This window comes from Vibrio proteolyticus NBRC 13287 (assembly GCF_000467125.1).
Lineage (GTDB): Bacteria > Pseudomonadota > Gammaproteobacteria > Enterobacterales > Vibrionaceae > Vibrio > Vibrio proteolyticus.
The window spans coordinates 54,543-72,472 of record NZ_BATJ01000009.1 but is presented as its reverse complement, the minus strand read 5'-3'; the positions used below and the strand labels follow the sequence as shown (position 1 = coordinate 72,472).

Below are 17,930 nucleotides of genomic sequence, written 5' to 3'. Positions count from 1 at the left end.
TGACAAGGCGGCCCTGGTCTATTTAGTTAGCCTGGCTAATTTTTTGTGGTGAAAGTTATGAATCAGTCCATTTACCGCCAGTTCTGGCGCTACACCATTCCGACCGTGGCAGCAATGCTGGTGAACGGTCTGTATCAGGTTGTAGACGGCATTTTCATTGGGCGTTATGTCGGGGCTGACGGCCTGGCCGGGATTAATGTGGCCTGGCCGGTGATCGGTTCTATTCTTGGTATTGGTATGCTGGTTGGGGTTGGCACCGGGGCACTGGCGTCGATTAAGCAGGGGCAACAAGCGCTGGATGAAGCAAAATCGATCCTCGCGACCGGGTTGATGCTGCTGGTGGCGCTGACGCCGCTGGTTGCCGGTATTTTATGGGCTTATTCCGATCGCTTTCTGCTCTGGCAGGGAGCGGAAGGGCGCGTGTTTGAGCTTGGGCTGCAGTATTTGCATATTCTGATCGTCGCGTGTGTGTTTACGCTTGGATCGATCGCCATGCCGTTTCTGCTGCGCAATGATGACAGCCCCAATCTGGCCACCTTATTGATGGTGATGGGGGCGGTGGTGAACATCGTGCTGGACTACGTGTTCATTGTCTGGCTGAAATGGGAACTGACCGGCGCTGCGCTGGCCACCGGGATTGCACAGTTGTTGGTGACCTCGCTTGGGCTGGCGTATTTTTTCTCATCGCGAGCTAAGCTGCGTCTGACCCGTGCTGATTTTCGCCTGCGTTGGTCGGCGATTCCGTCGATTTTTACTATCGGCACCTCCAGCTTCTTTATGTACGCGTACGGCTCAGTGATGGTAGCGCTGCACAACAGTTTACTCACTCAGTACGGTAGTGCTGCGCTGGTCGGGGCATACGCGATCCTTGGCTACATTGTGACGGTCTACTACCTGGTGGCGGAAGGCATTGCCAACGGGATGCAGCCCTTGGTCAGCTACAATCACGGGGCGGGGAACCGCGACAATATCCGCAAATTGCTCAACGTGGCAATGTGCAGTGCGGTGTTAGGCGGCGTGGTGTCTGTATTACTGCTGAATCTGTTTCCTGGCGTGGTGGTATCGGTGTTCAACGACAGCGATCAGAGTCTGATTGTCAGCACCATCACGGCGTTGAGACTGCACATGTTTGCCTTGTTCCTGGACGGTTTTTTGGTGGTGGCGGCGGCTTATTATCAGGCGATTCATCGGGGAGGCAAAGCGATGTTTGTGATGATAGGTAATATGCTGATCCAACTGCCGTTTCTTTATGTCATGCCGAAGTTGTTCGGGATTACCGGGGTGTGGATTGCGTTCCCGTTGTCGAACATTGCGCTGAGTCTGGTGGTGGCGGTGATGCTGTACAAAGATGTGCGTAAGATGCTGCTGCCCAATCTCAAACCACTCAACGCGTAAATCACAACAGGCTCTGGTATACAGAGCCTGTTGTCGTTCAGGGTTATAAATTGCGCACTTCCAAACCGGCCAGTTGATGCCAGTAGCCATTACACTGGCGGTCAGCCAGAGGCTCGGGATGTTCGCCGTGTTCATTTGCCTGGAACCGATCCAGTTGAGTAAAGGTGTCGAGCCCCAGCGGACTGAGGCGAACCACATCCACCAGTCCTTGCATCGCGGGTAAGTCATTATGCAGGTTGTAACAGTAGCCTGACTGAGTCTGAATACCGTTCAGATTGAACACCGCTTGCCCTTCCTGGCTGCGCACCTGAATGCCAGTCGGGTAATGGATACAGCAGGTTTCGCAATCATCTTTGGCCCGGTTTTCTGCACGAGCGGTGAAACAGCGTGCCGAGTAGGCCAGTGGCAGATAACCGTGGCCGAAAACTTCAATCTCAAACTGACCGCGAATGCCCAATTGCTCGCATTGGCTGAGGGTGTGGTTGAGCCATTCACGCGACAGTTCCACCGGCATGCACCAGCGGATCATTCCCTGGCGAAGAAACAGTCGCAGTGTCTGCGCATTGTAGGCATTGACCGCCGGACCAACCACGAACGGCACCCTTTGCTCACTCGCCAGCTGGATGGCTGAGACGTCGTTGGCTTCGATGGCGAAGTCACCGTTGTCGATGTACTTTTTCATCACGTTGACTTCACTCGGCGCTTCAAGCAAAGCCATGGTCGACAACACGACCTGTTTCCCGCTCTCAGATAATGCTTTCGCGAGCGCCAGCCAGTTGGCTGGCTTCATTTCCCGTCGTTTGGAGCAGACGGATTCGCCGAGATAGACGATGTCCGCTGTGCTGCTGGCAGCCTGATGGTAAAACTGCTCCACATCCTGCTTAGGCCAGAAATAGAGCAGAGGGCCGAGGGCGTATTTCATGGAATGTTGCATCGTTTTTCCTTACTGCCATTTGCGATGATAGGCACCGAGTGTGGTTTGAGTGCCTTCGGAAACGTTCGCCAGTGCTGCGTTCCAGGCGCTATCGACTTGATATGCCTGCGGATCGGCCTGAAAGCGATCGATGGCGGCGCGCCAGGTACGGGTGACCTGTTCGACGTAGGCCGGGCTGCGTTGACGCCCTTCAATTTTGACGGAAGCGACGTTAGCGGCAAACAGTTCTGGTAACAAAGAGAGTGTGTTCAGACTGGTCGGCTCTTCCAGCGCATGATAGCGTTTGGTTTCACCGCAGATATCCGCATCAAAGCGTCCTTTACACAAGGTAGGATAACCGGCGTTTTCGCCGGCGCCGTAGCGGTCGATGAGGATATTGTTGAGCCGGGATTCCAGTCCGTCGCTGGTTTCCTGCCAGCGGACATAGCGCGCTGGCGAACACGCACCGACGGTGTTGGGGGATTCACCGGTCAGGTAGGAGGAGAGATAGCAGCGCCCCTCAGACATGATGCACAGGCTGCCAAAAGCAAATACTTCCAGCTCGACCTCTTCGCTGATGTTACGCGAGAGCTGCTTCACCTGATGAATGGATAGTACCCGCGGCAGGACGACGCGTTTGACCTTAAAATTGCGCTGATAGAATTCGATGGCCGGAACATTGGTGGCAGAGGCCTGTACTGACAAATGCAATTCCAGGTGCGGATAGCGCGTGGCGGCGTATTCCAACAGCGCAATGTCGGCTACGATCAATGCATCCACGCCAATCGCCGCCGCCCGATCTACCGCATCGGTCCAGCGCTGGAAGCCGTCCGGATGAGCAAACGTGTTCAGCGCAACGTGTATTTTCCTGCCATGGTCGTGGGTGTACTGCACCGCTTTATCCAGCTTCTTACCGGTAAAGTTCAGGCCCGCGAAGTGACGCGCATTGGTGTCATCTTTAAAGCCGATATACACCGCATCGGCGCCACAGTCGATTGCGGTTTTCAGGGCGGGCAGGTTGCCGGCCGGGCATAAGAGTTCCATCGTTTCATACCAAACTTTGTCTCAAAGTGGCGGGCATTTTATGAAGGATAATCAAGCGCGGATTTGATGTAAGGCAGGTTTACTTCAGTTTTTTATCAAATACTTATTTGGAGTTAGTTCTTGTGGCGACGGTTCTGGGCGAACAGCTCTTCCACTTCGTGTTTCGGTTGTGGGCGGTAGAAATGAAAGCCCTGAATGGAATTGCAGTTGAGATTGGACAGTAAGGTTGCCTGCTGCTGAGTTTCAACCCCTTCGGCGACCACAGTCAGATTGAGGGATTTGCCCAGATTGATGATATTTTCAATCACAGTGACCTGCTTAGGCAGGGTATCGATGTCACTGATAAAGGCGCGATCGATTTTGAGTTCATCGAGTGGAAAACGTGCCAGATACGACAGCGACGAGTAGCCGGTTCCAAAATCATCGATCGACAGACCAAAGCCGAGTTTCTTGATGGCATTGAGCATTTGCAGAGTGTGTTCGCTGTCACTCATGACCGCACTTTCCGTCAGCTCAAAAGTAATGCAGGCCGGATCCAGCTCGGTGGTACGCAATAACTTTTCCATGAAGTCGATCAGTTTCGGGTTGCCGAACTGCTCCGGCGACAAATTGATGGCCACCCGTCCAGGTAAAATCCCCTGCAGTTTCCAGCGTTTGACAGTAGCGAAGACATCGCGCATTACCACGCGGCCAAGGTGCTCAATCAAGCCGGCGCGCTCCGCCACCGGAATGAAAGCACCCGGAGAAATATACCCTTCCACCGGATGTTTCCAGCGCACCAGCGCTTCGGCGCCGTTGATGCTGAAATCGCGCGCATTCACTTTGGGCTGGTACCACACCTCGAGACCATTTTGTTGCAGTGCTTTTTGCAGTTCGATCTCGAGCCACAGACGCATGCGGGCTTCTTTGTTCATCTGATCGTTGAAACGGATCAGGCGATTGCGACCGCGATCTTTGGCCTCATACATCGCCGTATCGGCATTTTGCAGCAGGATGCGTGCATCGTTGCCGTCGCCCGGATACGCAACACTGCCGATGGAGCAAGCAAGACGTTTGCTGAAATGATGCAGGTCGAATGGCTGATTGATCAGTGAAATGATGCGCTCGGAGAGCATCTCAGCCATGCGATTGTTGTCCGGTTCGGGAATGATGATGCCGAATTCATCACCGCCAAGATGGCCAAGGACTGCGTGCTGAGGCAGCAAACGCTTCAGGCGGGAGGAGACCTCTTTGATCACTTTGTCACCAATGTGATGACCGAGTGAGTCATTGATGTTTTTGAAATTGTCGATATCCAGATAAAGCATGATCAGCGGTGTGTCATTCTGGATAAACTGCTCAAGACGTTTGGTGAAACCGAAGCGGTTAAACAGGCCGGTTAACGAGTCGGTATGGGCGTTTTCACTCTTGGCGAGCGATAATGGCTTCGGCTGTTCGTCGGCGTCCTGGATCAGCACCAGTTGCGTGTTGCTGCCGAGCAGAGTGGCGGCATCGGCATGCAACTGCACCTTGCGTTCAAAGCCGCATTTCGGTCCTGTCAGACACACCAGCGGCGCTTCCGCAAGTAACAGCCCCAACGGCGTATTAAAAACCGTTTTGGTTTTCTCATCGATAAACAACGTTGACAGTTCTTCTCCGAGCAGCTCGTTGTTGGTGTTGAAGCCGAGCAGTCTTACCGCCGCCGGGTTGGCGGACAAAATGCAGTCGTCTTCGACCAGCAGAATACCGTCGGGCAACAGAGTGGTCAGAGTGGAAAAGCGTGTTTCGGACTCTTCCAGCGAGCGGATCAGAAGTTGTTTTTCTGAGGTGTCGATGGCATGAAACAGAATATGACGGACAGTGCCGTTGTCATCGACGGGGGTCAGGCAGAATTGCAGGCTGGTTTCGAGGTCGATTTCACTGAGGGTGATTTCGGACTCAATGGTTTCGCCCTGAAATGCCCGTTCGTAATACGGTCTGAGATGATGATAGAACTGCGCACCCAATACTTGGGCATCGCTCATCCCGACCAACTCTTCACTGTTGAGTCCGGCAATGTCGCAGTAGCGATCGTTAACCACGGCGTACTTATGCTGATTGTCCAAAATCGCAAAGAAAAACGGGCTATGGGCCGTTATTTTGGCAAACCAGTGCTTTAATTGTTGCGCAGGCATGTAGTACTACCGACTCCCAAAGAGCTGTTTCATTCACATGGATTGTAATGTTTGTTGATGATATTCACTATAACTGTGATTCACGCTAGATCAAGCATCACAGCTAGATACGGGTTTATTGATACACAACAGGAACCGACGTTATCACATCCATTATGATGAGGAATTCTCACAACAAAGTAACGGATAACGCTCGTGATTAACAAGATTCGTACTCAATTAGTTCAAAATGCAGCGTCAATTTTGCGATCTCCAGTCCACTTATTACCTCCAATCGTACAAAAAAAAGCCTTATTAGAGGGACTTAAAACCGTATTTAAAGAATCCCTCGAAGAGGGGGATTTTGATTTTCTGGAAGATAAATGGTTGAAAGTAGAGATAAAAGATATGCTACTTTGTTGGTATGTCAGCTATCAGAATGAGCGTCTGATGGTGGCTGATGGTGCGGTGGAGCATGACGTCAGCTTTTCTGCTAACCTGAATGATTTGGTGTTGATCGCCGGGCGGAAAGAAGATCCTGATACCCTGTTTTTTCAGCGGCGTTTGTCAATTGAGGGAGACACGGAGCTGGGACTGGAAGTCAAGAATCTGATGGACAGCGTCGATCTGGATTTATTACCCAGAACGCTGCAAATTTTACTCGAACAACTGGCCGATTTTGTGCAAAAGGGCTTACAATCCCCGATAACACAAAATGAGGTAATGAATGCTTATTCGAACTGAAGCTCCGGCAGACATCCTGGCGATCGATCGCTTGTTGAAATCTGCGTTTGACACCGATGCCGAAGCGCAATTGGTGATGTCTTTGCGTGAAAACAGCCGTCTGACGCTGTCTCTGGTCGCGTGCAGCGATGAGGGCGAAGTGATTGGTCATGTGATGTTTACGCCGGTGACGCTCAATGGGGAAGACCTCAATTGGCAAGGGCTGGCGCCGTTGGCGGTGGCTAAGGCGCATCGTGGTCAGGGGATCGCGTCTGCCCTGATTAAAGAGGGTTTTGAGTCTCTGCTGATGTTTGGTTATCCGGTATGTGTGGTGCTGGGCAATCCGGATTACTATCAGCGTTTCGGCTTTCAACCCGCTGAACAATACCAGATGCGCTGCCCATGGGATGTGCCGGTTGGCGCTTTTCAGATATGTGAGTTGGCCGAGGGCATGCTGAATAACCGCAGTGGCCTGATAGAATACAGCCCGGAATTTACGCAATAGCCCGGTGCGGGTCGAAAAGGGGCTCAAGCCCCTTTTTTGTTATCTCCATCCATGTAAAGCCCAATGACAGGGAAAGGCACAAGGTTTGTGACTTTTTCCCCATTAATTTGATAGGATGAGCGCCTCACATCAGGTAACACGACTATGTCCAACACCGAGACTCAATATTTATCCGAAATGGGAATCCAGTACTGGCAGTTGACGCATCCAGAGCGGCTGACGGGCTACCAGGCTACTCAGGTGGATTTACCCGAATCCTGTCAGCTGCTGCTGGTCGCCCCCTCATGCCCGCGAGGCGAGACCGCCGCCATGTTTGCGCGTGTGTTGAAAAGCATCAAGCTTGAGTTGGGACAGGCGCGGCATATTCTGCCTGACGATTTTAGCGCTATCAGTGAGCAACATCTGAAATGGATCTGGTTTGCCGGATGTGATGTTCAGGCGGGCATTGATGCTCACGTCCTTCATACTCCGATGTTGAGCGACATTGATGGCAATAACACGCTACGCCGTGCGCTGTGGCAGCAAATTTGTTCTTATCAGTAAATTATCATGACCCAAACTCGCTTAATGCCGTTAGCCGTTCAGCACCTTGACGCGGTGTATCGGATCGAAACCCAAGCTCATACACACCCTTGGTCACACAATTTGATCCGCGATATTAACAGCCGTGGAGGCCGCCATCATGTACTGCTGGCCGAAGAACAGGTCGTCGGCTACTTTTACGCACAAAATATTGTCGGTGAAGTCACGCTGCTTAACCTTGCCGTTGATCCGGCCTGTCAGGGACAAGGCTACGGTAAAATGCTGCTGGACGGGTTTCTTGAGTTGTGTCAGCAACTGAGCGCCGACAGTGCCTGGTTGGAAGTGCGCGAGAGCAATCAACGAGCCTATCAGTTATACGACCTAGCGGGTTTCCATGAAGTAGATCGGCGCCGCAACTACTACCCAACGCAATCCGGTCACGAAGATGCGATCATCATGAGCTATCTGTTTTTCTGACCGTCGCCATCCAAAGTTGCCCCGAGCAGCAATATAAGCGAAAATACCGCGCAAAATTAAATCGCATTGCTAACTGACGGCCCGGCGCCGGCTTTTTTCACCCAGTTAGCCCAAGAGAAGACCATTTCCATGTCAAACGCATTTTTGAGTGAAGTGTCCAAACGTCGTACGTTTGCGATCATTTCTCACCCGGACGCGGGTAAAACCACCATTACTGAAAAAGTTCTGTTATTCGGACGTGCCATTCAGACCGCCGGTACGGTTAAAGGCCGAGGCTCGGCTCAACATGCCAAATCTGACTGGATGGAAATGGAGAAGGAACGGGGGATTTCGGTTACCACATCGGTGATGCAGTTCCCGTACAACGAGTGCCTGGTGAACCTATTGGATACGCCAGGACACGAAGATTTCTCGGAAGACACCTACCGTACGTTGACGGCGGTAGACTCTTGTTTGATGGTGATCGATGCCGCGAAAGGTGTTGAGGACCGGACCCGTAAACTGATGGAAGTTACTCGTCTGCGTGATACGCCGATCGTGACGTTTATGAACAAACTGGACCGCGATATTCGTGATCCAATGGAGCTTCTGGACGAAGTCGAAAGCGAACTGAACATCGCGTGTGCGCCGGTGTCGTGGCCGATTGGTTGCGGTAAAGAGTTCAAAGGTGTGTACCACATTCACCGTGATGAAACGATTCTGTACACCACAGGTCAGGGGCACACGATCCAGGAACAGCGCATTGTGAAAGGCCTGGACAACCCTGAATTGGATGAGGCCATCGGTGCCGAACTGGCGGAGCAGTTACGTGAAGAGCTGGAGCTGGTTCTGGGAGCGTCGCATGAATTTGATCGCGAACTGTTTCTGAGCGGCGAGCTGACCCCGGTTTTCTTCGGTACGGCACTGGGTAACTTCGGTGTGGACCACATGCTGGATGGTCTGACTGAATGGGCGCCGGCCCCTCTGGCGCGTCAGGCAAATGAGCGTGAAGTAGAAGCGAACGAAGAGAAGTTCTCTGGCTTTGTGTTTAAGATTCAGGCCAACATGGACCCGAAACACCGTGACCGAATTGCGTTCATGCGCATCGTATCGGGCACCTACACTCAGGGCATGAAAATGAACCACGTGCGACTGGGTAAGCAGATCAACATTTCCGATGCTGTGACCTTCATGGCCGGCGATCGCTCCCGGGCGGAGAACGCTTATGCCGGCGATATCATCGGTCTGCACAACCACGGTACTATTCAGATTGGTGATACCTTCACGCAAGGGGAAGCACTGAAATTTGCGGGTATTCCTAACTTTGCTCCAGAGCTGTTCCGTCGCATTCGCCTGAAAGATCCACTCAAGCAGAAACAGTTGCTTAAAGGTTTGGTGCAACTGTCGGAAGAGGGGGCAGTACAGGTGTTCCGTCCGCTGCAAAACAACGATTTGATCGTGGGCGCGGTGGGGGTACTGCAGTTTGATGTTGTGGTGGCGCGCTTAAAAGCGGAGTACAACGTTGAAGCTATCTATGAAGGCGTAAATGTGGCCACGGCACGTTGGGTTGAGTGTGACGACGCGAAGACTCTGGAAGAGTTTCAACGTAAGAACCAGGCGAACCTGGCGCTTGATGGCGGCGATAACCTGAGTTACATCGCACCGACGATGGTGAACCTGAACCTGGCTCAGGAACGTTTCCCGGACGTCCAGTTCCGAGCGACTCGCGAACACTGAGCATGACATCCCGGCCTGTGGACCGGGATTTGGACACTAAAAAAGGTGATGCCATGGGCATCACCTTTTTATCGTTTTCAGTTTGAGGTTACTTCTTTTTCTTCGCCACTTTCTTTTTGGTGCCGGTTGCTTTTTTCGTCGCCGCCTTTTTCTTATCGTCTTTTTTCTTTTTCTTAAACACCGGCTTCTTGTGTTTAGGACGCAGCTCTTTGATGAAACGCTCTTTGATGTCTTCTTTCACGTAGCGGGCAACCCGGTCCATCATGGGTTGGTCGTGTGCTTCGACCAGAGAAACCGCATTGCCTTTTTTCCCGGCGCGGGCCGTACGACCGATGCGGTGCAGATAAACATCGGCACTGCGCGGCATATCGTAGTTGATCACGTGGCTGACGTCGGGCAGATCGATACCACGCGCTGCAACGTCGGTGGCGAGCAGGACATTGACGTCACCGTTACGAAAACGGCTGATGGCGTTATTCCGGCGATCTTGTGGCATCTCACCCTGAATCCAGGCACATGGGATCTGGGCGCTCTCCAGTTCAGCACGTAGTTCTGCCAGACGTTCGCGGGTTTTGAGAAACACGATAGTGCGTTCTGCTTGCTCGGTAATGATGGTTTTCAGCAGCGCCAGTTTGTGCTCCATGTCGTCGGCACGGTGATACCACTGGGCAATCTTCTTGCGTTCGCGACGTGACGGCTCGGCGTCCACTTCGGCCGGCTCTTTGAGCAGATCCGCGGTAAAGCCTTCCACCCCTTTGCCTTCCAGTGTGGCGGAGAACAGTAGCGTCTGTTTGCGCCAGCGACACTCAGAGGACAGCCGGTCGACGGTTGGGCCAAAGCCCATATCGAGCATGCGGTCGGCCTCGTCCAGGATCAGCCATTCGATCGCGCGACAGTCGAAACGCTCAGCCTCAATGTATTCCATCAGACGCCCGGGGGTCGCGACCACGATGTCTTGTGTGGTCGCCAGAATGTCCGCATGTTCCTGATACTGAACACCACCGGTGATGGTAAAAATGTTCAGCTTGGTGTGCTTGGCCAGCGCACGGGCCTGATCGGCCACCTGCATCGCCAGTTCGCGGGTCGGCGTCAGGATCAGCACCCGGGCCGGTCCTGGTTTTCGGCGCGGAAAATCGCTCAAAAATTGCAGTGCCGGTAGGACAAAGGCGGCGGTTTTTCCGGTACCGGTTGGTGCTGACGCCAGAATGTCGCGACCTTCCAGTGCTTCAGGAATGGCTTGGGCCTGAATCTGGGTTGGACGGGAGTAGCCCATCTCTTCGATGGCCGTCAATAGATTCGGATCAAGATCGAGGTCGGCAAAAGTTTTGATCACTGTGGTGTCTCCGCGAGCCATTCGGCGCTATTGAGTGAATTTAAAGGGCGCATAGTATAAAGCCATTGCTAAGTAGGGTCACAGGTTATTTCTACATCTTCAAATAAAATTCTCGCGTCAGTTCGATAAAGGCCTGGCTGTAATCCAAATTTTCCCGGATGGTTAACTCGCTCACCTGACAAGGTACGGCGGAGCGAGCCAGTTCGAACAGTAAGCGGTGGACCGGTTTGGTGTCTGACGGTCTGACCCGACATAAGCGGGTGACAAACCAGCCGGATTGTTCGGCTTGACGGATAAATGCCTCGCCTTCGCTGTCGGGCAGAACGAAACTGGCACATCCGTTTGGCGTCAGCAATTCAGCGCAGCGTGCGATCAACGCCTGATGGGAGAGACGGTCAGTATGACGAGCGGTGGCGCGCTGTTGGTGCTGTGACTGCTCGCCGCTGTTGAAGTACGGAGGATTGCACACGATGGCGTCGAAGTTGCCGGTTAGCGGCATCGACAGAATGTCGCCTTCGAGTATCTCAATCCGTGCCTGCCAGGCTGAGTTGGTGACGTTGTGCTGCGCTGCGGCAATGGCGTTGGGCTCAATGTCCACCGCCGTCACATGCGCATGCGGTTGTCGCTGGGCACACATCAGCGCCAGTAGCCCGGTGCCCGTGCCGATATCCAGTATGCGTTCAGCGGGTTCGATGTCAGCCCAGGCTCCGAGCATCACGCCGTCTGTGCTGACCGGCATGCCAGACTGACCGCCCTCTATCGAGAACTGTTTGAACGAAAATCCTTTAGTTTTTAATGGCGTGGCTTTCATTTTTTATTTTGCTACCGATCGGTTATTAAGTATTTACAACTATTGTTAATAAAATGTTTGGTGAATTGTTCTATTCTTTGATGGAAAAATGCGCACTTAAGATGGCGTATAATATTGGTTTTTTGATTTTTGTTAGTATAACTGACTGCTTTTTTACTTTTGTAATAAATTAATATAGTGTTTTTTTATCACGGGTTGCGAATTGATGATGCATTCGTCATTATTCGCACCCCGGATCTCTGGATTCGCTCGCATCAATTAGGTGCGTGGATGCATACACAACAACATATTTGACTATAACGATAAGGGCTATCTGTGAAGCAGACTTTAAAACTAACAGATATTGTTGCAATCGGCTTTATGCTGTTTGCGTTTTTCCTGGGTGCCGGAAACATCATTTTCCCACCATTTGCAGGGCAACTTGCGGGTGACAACCTTTTACCGGCAATGACAGGTTTCCTACTGACGGCGGTCGGACTGCCTTTGATCACCATTATTGCCATCGCACTGGCGGGTGGTACATGGGAACACATGACCAAAGATTTGCCCAAGCGTGCAGCGACCATTATGGCGGTGCTGATTTTCATCATTATCGGGCCAGCATTTGCGGCGCCGCGCACCGGACTGGTGGCGTACGAAATGGCGGTTAAGCCATTTATGCTTGACGCCGGTCAGTTCCAGCTAACGGCTTTTTCTATCATTTTCTTCATCGTAGCGATGGTGTTTGCCTGGTTCCAGGGACGACTGATCGACATGATTGGTAAAGTTCTGACCCCGGTACTGTTTCTTGGATTGATCGCGCTGGCCGTTGGCGTATTTATGAATCCTCAAGGGGACATCGTGGCGGCGCAGGGAGAATACCTGACCCATCCTCTGCAGAAAGGCTTCCTGGAAGGTTACAACACCATGGACACGTTCGCCTCACTGATGTTTGGTGTACTGATGGTGGATGCGCTGCGCGGCAAAGGCATTACCGAACGCGCTGCCACTACTAAGTACCTGATCAGTGCTGCCTTCATTGCTGCCGCTGGACTGGCGTTTGTCTACATTTCGCTGTTCTACCTGGGCGCAACCAGCTCGGTTGTCGCTGCCGGAGCTGACAATGGCGGTGTGGTGCTGAGTCAATATGTTCAGGCGCTGTTTGGCTCTTACGGTCAAATCGTTCTGTCGGTCATCGTGCTGCTGGCGTGTCTGACAACCGCGATCGGCCTGATCTCGGCGTGTTCGGATTACTTCAGTTCGCTGACGCCGCTGTCGTACAAAACCTGGGTTATTATCAACGGCGTTGCGTGCGCAGTGGTAGCCAACGTGGGTCTGTCACAATTGATTTCTCTGTCGGTGCCAGTGTTGTTTGCGCTTTATCCGGTGGCGATCGCGCTGGTGGCACTGACTTTCCTGCGCAAGAAGTTGCCTAACCCGAAAATGGCGTACCGTACGGTGATGCTGGTTTCTCTGCTGTTTGCAGCCATCGATGGGGCCAAAGTGGCGGGCATGGATGTCTCGATGCTTAACATGCTGCCATTATTCGATGTGGGAATGGCCTGGCTGTTGCCAACCGCACTGTCGATTGTGTGTGTCTTCTTTATCGGTTCGAGTGAAAAAGAGCAACTGGCCGACGACATGGCCTAATCCAATCAGCGGTTGAATATCAAAGGCCGGCGCTATAGCGCCGGCCTTTTCTATAGCGATTAGCGAACTCTAATTTTTCCTGTATCTTCATCACATTTTTCAGTAGAATTCTTCGGTTAAATTCTACACGAAAGTGCAAAGCAAACATGTTTGAAATCAATCCTATTAAAAACCGTCTCCAGGACGTGTCTGAGCGCACGAATGTCCTGAGGGGGTATCTTTGACTATGACGCCAAAAAAGAGCGTCTAGAAGAAGTCAACGCAGAATTAGAACAACCGGATGTCTGGAACGAACCTGAACGTGCGCAAGCATTGGGTAAGGAACGTGCTTCTCTGGAAGCGGTTGTGGAAACCATTGAGCAACTGGAGCAGGGCGTCGACGACGTGGAAGGGCTGCTTGAGCTGGCGGTGGAAGCCGACGATCAGGAAACGTTTGACGAAATCGAACCTGAATTGGCTGAGCTGGAAGAAAAACTGGCACTGCTCGAGTTTCGTCGTATGTTCGCTGGCGATCATGACAGCTCGGATTGTTATATTGACCTGCAAGCGGGCTCCGGTGGTACTGAGGCGCAGGACTGGACGAACATGATGCTGCGGATGTATCTGCGCTGGGCTGAAGCCAAAGGCTTCAAAGCCGAAGTGATCGAAGTTTCCGAAGGTGAGGTGGCGGGTCTGAAATCGGCAACGGTCCGTATTTCGGGTGAATACGCGTACGGTTGGCTAAGAACGGAAACCGGTGTGCACCGGTTGGTGCGTAAATCACCGTTCGACTCCGGCGGTCGTCGTCACACTTCATTTGCGTCTGCGTTTGTTTATCCAGAGGTTGATGAAAACATCGATATCGATATTAATCCGGCGGATCTGCGTATCGACGTGTACCGTGCGTCGGGCGCGGGTGGTCAGCACGTCAACACCACGGAATCTGCGGTACGGATTACCCACCTTCCGACCAATACTGTGGTGCAGTGTCAGAATGACCGTTCGCAGCATAAGAACAAAGATCAGGCGATGAAACAGCTGCGCGCTAAGCTGTTTGAACTCGAGTTGCAAAAGCAGAATGCGGAAAAACAAGCCAACGAAGACGCCAAATCCGACATCGGTTGGGGCAGTCAGATCCGTTCTTACGTACTGGATGATTCCCGCATTAAAGACCTCCGTACCGGCGTTGAAAACCGCAACACTCAAGCGGTGCTTGATGGCGATCTGGACAAATTCATTGAAGCTAGCCTGAAATCAGGTTTGTAAGCTTTTCACCGACTAACGACAGGATACATCGAAAAATGACTGATGCTGTTCAAAACGAAACTGTACTAGAAGAAAACAAACTGATTGCTGAACGCCGCGCGAAACTGGATGAGATCCGAAAGAGCTGCAAAGCAAACGGTCACCCAAACGACTTCCGTCGTGACAGCCTGGCGGGCGATCTGCAAAAAGAGTTCGGTGAAAAGAGCAAAGAAGAGCTGGAAGCGTTGAACCACGTAGTGGCGATCGCAGGTCGTATCATGGCGAAGCGTGGTCCATTCCTGGTCATTCAGGAAACTTCTGGCCGCATTCAGGCTTACGCCTCGAAAGATGTTCAGAAAGCTCTGAAAGAGCAGTACCAAGGCCTGGACATCGGTGACATTATCGGTGTGAAAGGTGCGCTGCACAAGTCAGGCAAAGGCGATCTGTACGTGAACATGGAAGAGTATGAGCTGCTGACCAAAGCATTGCGTCCTCTGCCAGAGAAATTCCATGGTCTGACCGACCAGGAGATGCGTTACCGTCAGCGCTACGTGGATCTGATCGTCAACGAAGACTCTCGTCAGGCGTTCATCATCCGTTCTAAGCTGGTGTCTGCGATCCGTAACTTCATGAGCTCGAAAGGGTACCTGGAAGTTGAAACACCAATGATGCACGTGATCCCTGGAGGCGCAACGGCGCGTCCGTTCGTCACGCATCACAATGCACTGGACATCGACATGTTCCTGCGTGTCGCGCCTGAACTGTACCTGAAGCGTCTGGTAGTCGGTGGTTTTGACCGTGTGTTTGAGATCAACCGTAACTTCCGTAACGAAGGTCTGTCGCCACGTCATAACCCAGAATTCACTATGATGGAATTCTACCAGGCATACGCTGACTACAAAGATCTGATGGATCTGACCGAAGAGATGCTGAGTACTGTGGCGATGAACGTACTGGGTTCAACCTCAATGCCATACGGCGATGAAACGGTTGAGTTTGGCGGCAAATACGCGCGTATGAGCATGTTCGAAGCGATCAAACACTACAACCCGACTCATGAACAGATCCAGGCGCTGACGGAAGCTGATCTGCAAAACCGTGAGTTGATGGTGTCGATTGCGAAATCAGTTCATGTTGAAGTTGAAAGCTTCTGGACCTGTGGTCAGTTGTTGGAAGAGATCTTTGGTGAAACCGCTGAACCAAAACTGATTCAGCCAACCTTCATCACGGGCTACCCGGCGGACATTTCGCCGTTGGCACGCCGCAGCGATGACAACCCGTTCTTCACTGACCGTTTTGAATTCTTCATCGGTGGCCGTGAAGTGGCGAACGGCTTCTCTGAGCTGAACGATGCTGAAGATCAGGACGCACGCTTTAAAGCGCAGGTTGATGCGAAAGATGCGGGTGATGACGAAGCCATGTACTACGATGCGGACTACATTACCGCTCTGGAACACGGCCTGCCACCTACGGCCGGTCAGGGTATTGGTATCGACCGTTTGGCCATGTTGTTTACCAACACGCACACCATTCGAGACGTTATCCTGTTCCCGGCTATGCGCCCACAGGCTTAAATTTGAGATTGAAAAAACCACCTTCGGGTGGTTTTTTTTCATCTTAGGTTTGCCCTATTACCCGTATTGGGCCTTTTATCGCCTTCCTGAAGCAGAATTCGCCCCCATTTGACCAAGAATATGAACTTGTATTAATAAAAGTCATGGTAAAAGCACTATTACATGTCTAGTCTTAACATTGAGACAGATTATCTTGGCGAGTCTCGATAATGTAACGGCTCGCAGTGAAGTGCTCTGTAATGAGCACGTAATACTATAAAAATTGATATAAGGAACAGAAAAATGGGTAATCAATTCCGAATGGATTCTGTCCCTGGTTCACTTATCGTTGTTGGTGGTACATATGAACCCTGGCTCTCAGTTTTGGAGCAGGTTGGCTGGCGTTGCACTCAGTGCGCGGATCTGCGTAAAGCAGATGCTTTGTTCACCGAAACCGGACCTTGTATTGGTATCGTTGACCTGAGTCACGATGAATTCAGTCTCAACGGTATTGCGAATCTGGTCAGTAATCATAAGCAGGTGCGTTGGCTGGCGTTTATTCGCGAGTCGCAACTGAGTTCAGACACCATCTGCCAGTTTATCGTTAACTTCTGTATCGATTTCTTCACCGCTCCGATCCCTGATGCCCAGTTGCTCAGCACCATTGGTCACCAATTAGGTATGCTGAAGCTGGAGAAGAAAGTCTGGCCGCATTATGGCTCGACCAGCAATATGGGACTGATTGGCGACTCGATCCCGATGAAACGTCTGCGTGATCAGATCAAACGTATCGGTCCGACCGACGTTAGCATTCTGATTTACGGTGAAAGTGGTACTGGCAAAGAAACCGTCGCGCGGGCTATTCATAAAACGTCATCCCGAGGCAATCGCGAATTCATTTCAGTTAACTGCCGAGCCATGTCCGAGCGCAGTCTTGAGGCCGATCTGTTTGGCATCAATCTGGAGGAAGGCAGTGATGCCTCTATGCTGGAGCGTGCTGACGGAGGAACTATTTTGCTGAACGACATCCTGACACTGCCCAAGTCTCAGCAACTGAACCTGCTGCGTTTCTTACAAGAAGGTACGGTAGAGACAGCGGGTGGTCGCAAAGAAGTCGATGTGCGTATTTTGGCGGCCAATTCTGCCGATATTGAAAAAGCCTTGATAGACGGTGATTTCAACGAAGAACTCTACCACTACATTAATGTACTGCGAATCAATGTCCCGAGCCTGAAAGAGCGGGCGGGAGACATTGCGATCCTGGCGCGTCATTTCCTGCAGGAATACTCGAAAGAGTTCAATGCGCAGGCGCGCAGTTTTACCGAAGACGCAACCCGGGCCCTGACTCGTTACCACTGGCCGGGTAATGTGCGTGAGCTGATGAATCAGATCAAGCGCGTGGTGCTGATGTCTGACTCCGTGATGATTGACGAGTTGCAGCTCGACTTACCCAAACGCAGCGACGGCAAACGCAGCCTGAAGAGCATTCGTGAACGCAGTGAGCGGGATGCTCTGCTATTAGTACTGGAGTCGCACTCTGGTCAGGTTTCGATGGCGGCGAAAGAACTGGGTGTTTCCCGCGCCACCATGTACCGTCTGCTCAATAAACACAATTTGATCACAGAAAGTTCTGTCTGAACGCGATCAATACCGATTACTGTCCTTGGGCTGCCTGAAAAGGCAGCCTTTTTTATTGACCGATTATTTTATTAGTTGAATATTGTTCAGGTGAATATGTTATTCCTGATTGGCATATGGTTTGAATATCAGACGAAAAATTTATTTTCTCAAAGAATAAGAATATTTGGTTGAATATTCATCTGGTTTGCTTAGAATTTAACCGTGAGCACAGCTCCACATCTAACTCTTTCAATGGATTAATTTTTTTCGACCAGGAGGCGCAAAATGAAACATCTATCTGTATTCATCCAAGTTTGCGCTTCTGCGATCGTA

At 51.7% G+C, this 17,930-nt stretch carries 15 protein-coding genes; 10 read left to right on the top strand and 5 right to left on the bottom strand.

The annotated features are described in order from the left end of the window. Positions 1-57 precede the first annotated feature (57 nt). On the top strand, positions 58-1,395 hold the full coding sequence (locus VPR01S_RS12285) for an MATE family efflux transporter (protein ID WP_021705659.1): 1,338 nt from the start codon (positions 58-60) through the stop codon (positions 1,393-1,395). Positions 1,396-1,438: 43 nt separating this feature from the next. On the opposite strand, the gene VPR01S_RS12280 is transcribed toward VPR01S_RS12285, so the two are convergent. The 3 genes from VPR01S_RS12280 to VPR01S_RS12270 all read right to left on the bottom strand — a co-directional run bounded on the left by VPR01S_RS12280 (position 1,439) and on the right by VPR01S_RS12270 (position 5,505). Next, a complete protein-coding gene (locus VPR01S_RS12280) occupies positions 1,439-2,317 on the bottom strand; it encodes a U32 family peptidase (RefSeq protein WP_040902728.1) in 879 nt (292 codons plus the stop codon). Positions 2,318-2,338: 21 nt separating this feature from the next. Beyond that, positions 2,339-3,352, bottom strand: a complete 1,014-nt coding sequence (gene ubiU, locus VPR01S_RS12275; RefSeq protein WP_021705657.1) for a ubiquinone anaerobic biosynthesis protein UbiU — start codon at positions 3,350-3,352, stop codon at positions 2,339-2,341. Positions 3,353-3,465: 113 nt separating this feature from the next. Then, entirely contained in the window at positions 3,466-5,505 is a 2,040-nt protein-coding gene (locus tag VPR01S_RS12270; protein WP_021705656.1) for a sensor domain-containing protein, read from the bottom strand. A 195-nt stretch (positions 5,506-5,700) separates the two neighbouring features. Here VPR01S_RS12270 and ubiT point away from each other — a divergent pair, with 195 nt between their 5' ends. From ubiT to prfC, 5 genes are all read left to right on the top strand, one after another. Further along, on the top strand, positions 5,701-6,228 hold the full coding sequence (gene ubiT / locus VPR01S_RS12265; RefSeq protein ID WP_021705655.1) for a ubiquinone anaerobic biosynthesis accessory factor UbiT: 528 nt from the start codon (positions 5,701-5,703) through the stop codon (positions 6,226-6,228). Further along, positions 6,212-6,712 (top strand): GNAT family N-acetyltransferase, encoded by a 501-nt coding sequence (locus tag VPR01S_RS12260; protein ID WP_021705654.1) that lies wholly within the window; start codon positions 6,212-6,214, stop codon positions 6,710-6,712. Before ubiT ends, VPR01S_RS12260 begins: the two co-directional genes overlap by 17 nt. 144 nt (positions 6,713-6,856) lie before the next feature. Next, a complete protein-coding gene (locus tag VPR01S_RS12255) occupies positions 6,857-7,255 on the top strand; it encodes a DNA polymerase III subunit psi (protein ID WP_021705653.1) in 399 nt (132 codons plus the stop codon). Positions 7,256-7,258: 3 nt separating this feature from the next. Beyond that, positions 7,259-7,711 (top strand): ribosomal protein S18-alanine N-acetyltransferase, encoded by a 453-nt coding sequence (gene rimI / locus VPR01S_RS12250; protein WP_425585314.1) that lies wholly within the window; start codon positions 7,259-7,261, stop codon positions 7,709-7,711. Between the two features lie 129 nt (positions 7,712-7,840). Continuing rightward, on the top strand, positions 7,841-9,427 hold the full coding sequence (gene prfC / locus VPR01S_RS12245) for a peptide chain release factor 3 (protein ID WP_021705651.1): 1,587 nt from the start codon (positions 7,841-7,843) through the stop codon (positions 9,425-9,427). Between the two features lie 88 nt (positions 9,428-9,515). Here prfC and srmB read toward each other — a convergent pair whose 3' ends face one another. Together srmB and VPR01S_RS12235 are read right to left on the bottom strand one after the other, a co-directional pair. Then, positions 9,516-10,760, bottom strand: coding sequence for an ATP-dependent RNA helicase SrmB (srmB, locus tag VPR01S_RS12240; RefSeq protein ID WP_040902727.1), 1,245 nt, complete (start codon positions 10,758-10,760; stop codon positions 9,516-9,518). 91 nt (positions 10,761-10,851) lie between these two features. Next, entirely contained in the window at positions 10,852-11,571 is a 720-nt protein-coding gene (locus VPR01S_RS12235) for a tRNA1(Val) (adenine(37)-N6)-methyltransferase (protein WP_021705649.1), read from the bottom strand. A 315-nt stretch (positions 11,572-11,886) separates the two neighbouring features. Between VPR01S_RS12235 and brnQ the strand changes: the two genes are divergently transcribed. The 4 genes from brnQ to vpsR all read left to right on the top strand — a co-directional run bounded on the left by brnQ (position 11,887) and on the right by vpsR (position 17,615). Continuing rightward, entirely contained in the window at positions 11,887-13,200 is a 1,314-nt protein-coding gene (brnQ, locus tag VPR01S_RS12230; RefSeq protein ID WP_021705648.1) for a branched-chain amino acid transport system II carrier protein, read from the top strand. A gap of 146 nt (positions 13,201-13,346) precedes the next feature. After that, positions 13,347-14,445, top strand: a protein-coding gene (gene prfB / locus VPR01S_RS12225; RefSeq protein WP_156008732.1) for a peptide chain release factor 2 whose coding sequence is annotated in 2 segments (ribosomal slippage) — positions 13,347-13,421 and positions 13,423-14,445 — 1,098 coding nt in all. Because the reading frame shifts where the segments join, the coding sequence is not laid out codon by codon here. Positions 14,446-14,480: 35 nt separating this feature from the next. Then, positions 14,481-15,998, top strand: coding sequence for a lysine--tRNA ligase (gene lysS / locus VPR01S_RS12220; protein WP_021705646.1), 1,518 nt, complete (start codon positions 14,481-14,483; stop codon positions 15,996-15,998). Positions 15,999-16,280: 282 nt separating this feature from the next. Next, positions 16,281-17,615, top strand: a complete 1,335-nt coding sequence (vpsR, locus tag VPR01S_RS12215) for a cyclic-di-GMP-binding transcriptional regulator VpsR (protein WP_021705645.1) — start codon at positions 16,281-16,283, stop codon at positions 17,613-17,615. Positions 17,616-17,930: the final 315 nt, after the last annotated feature.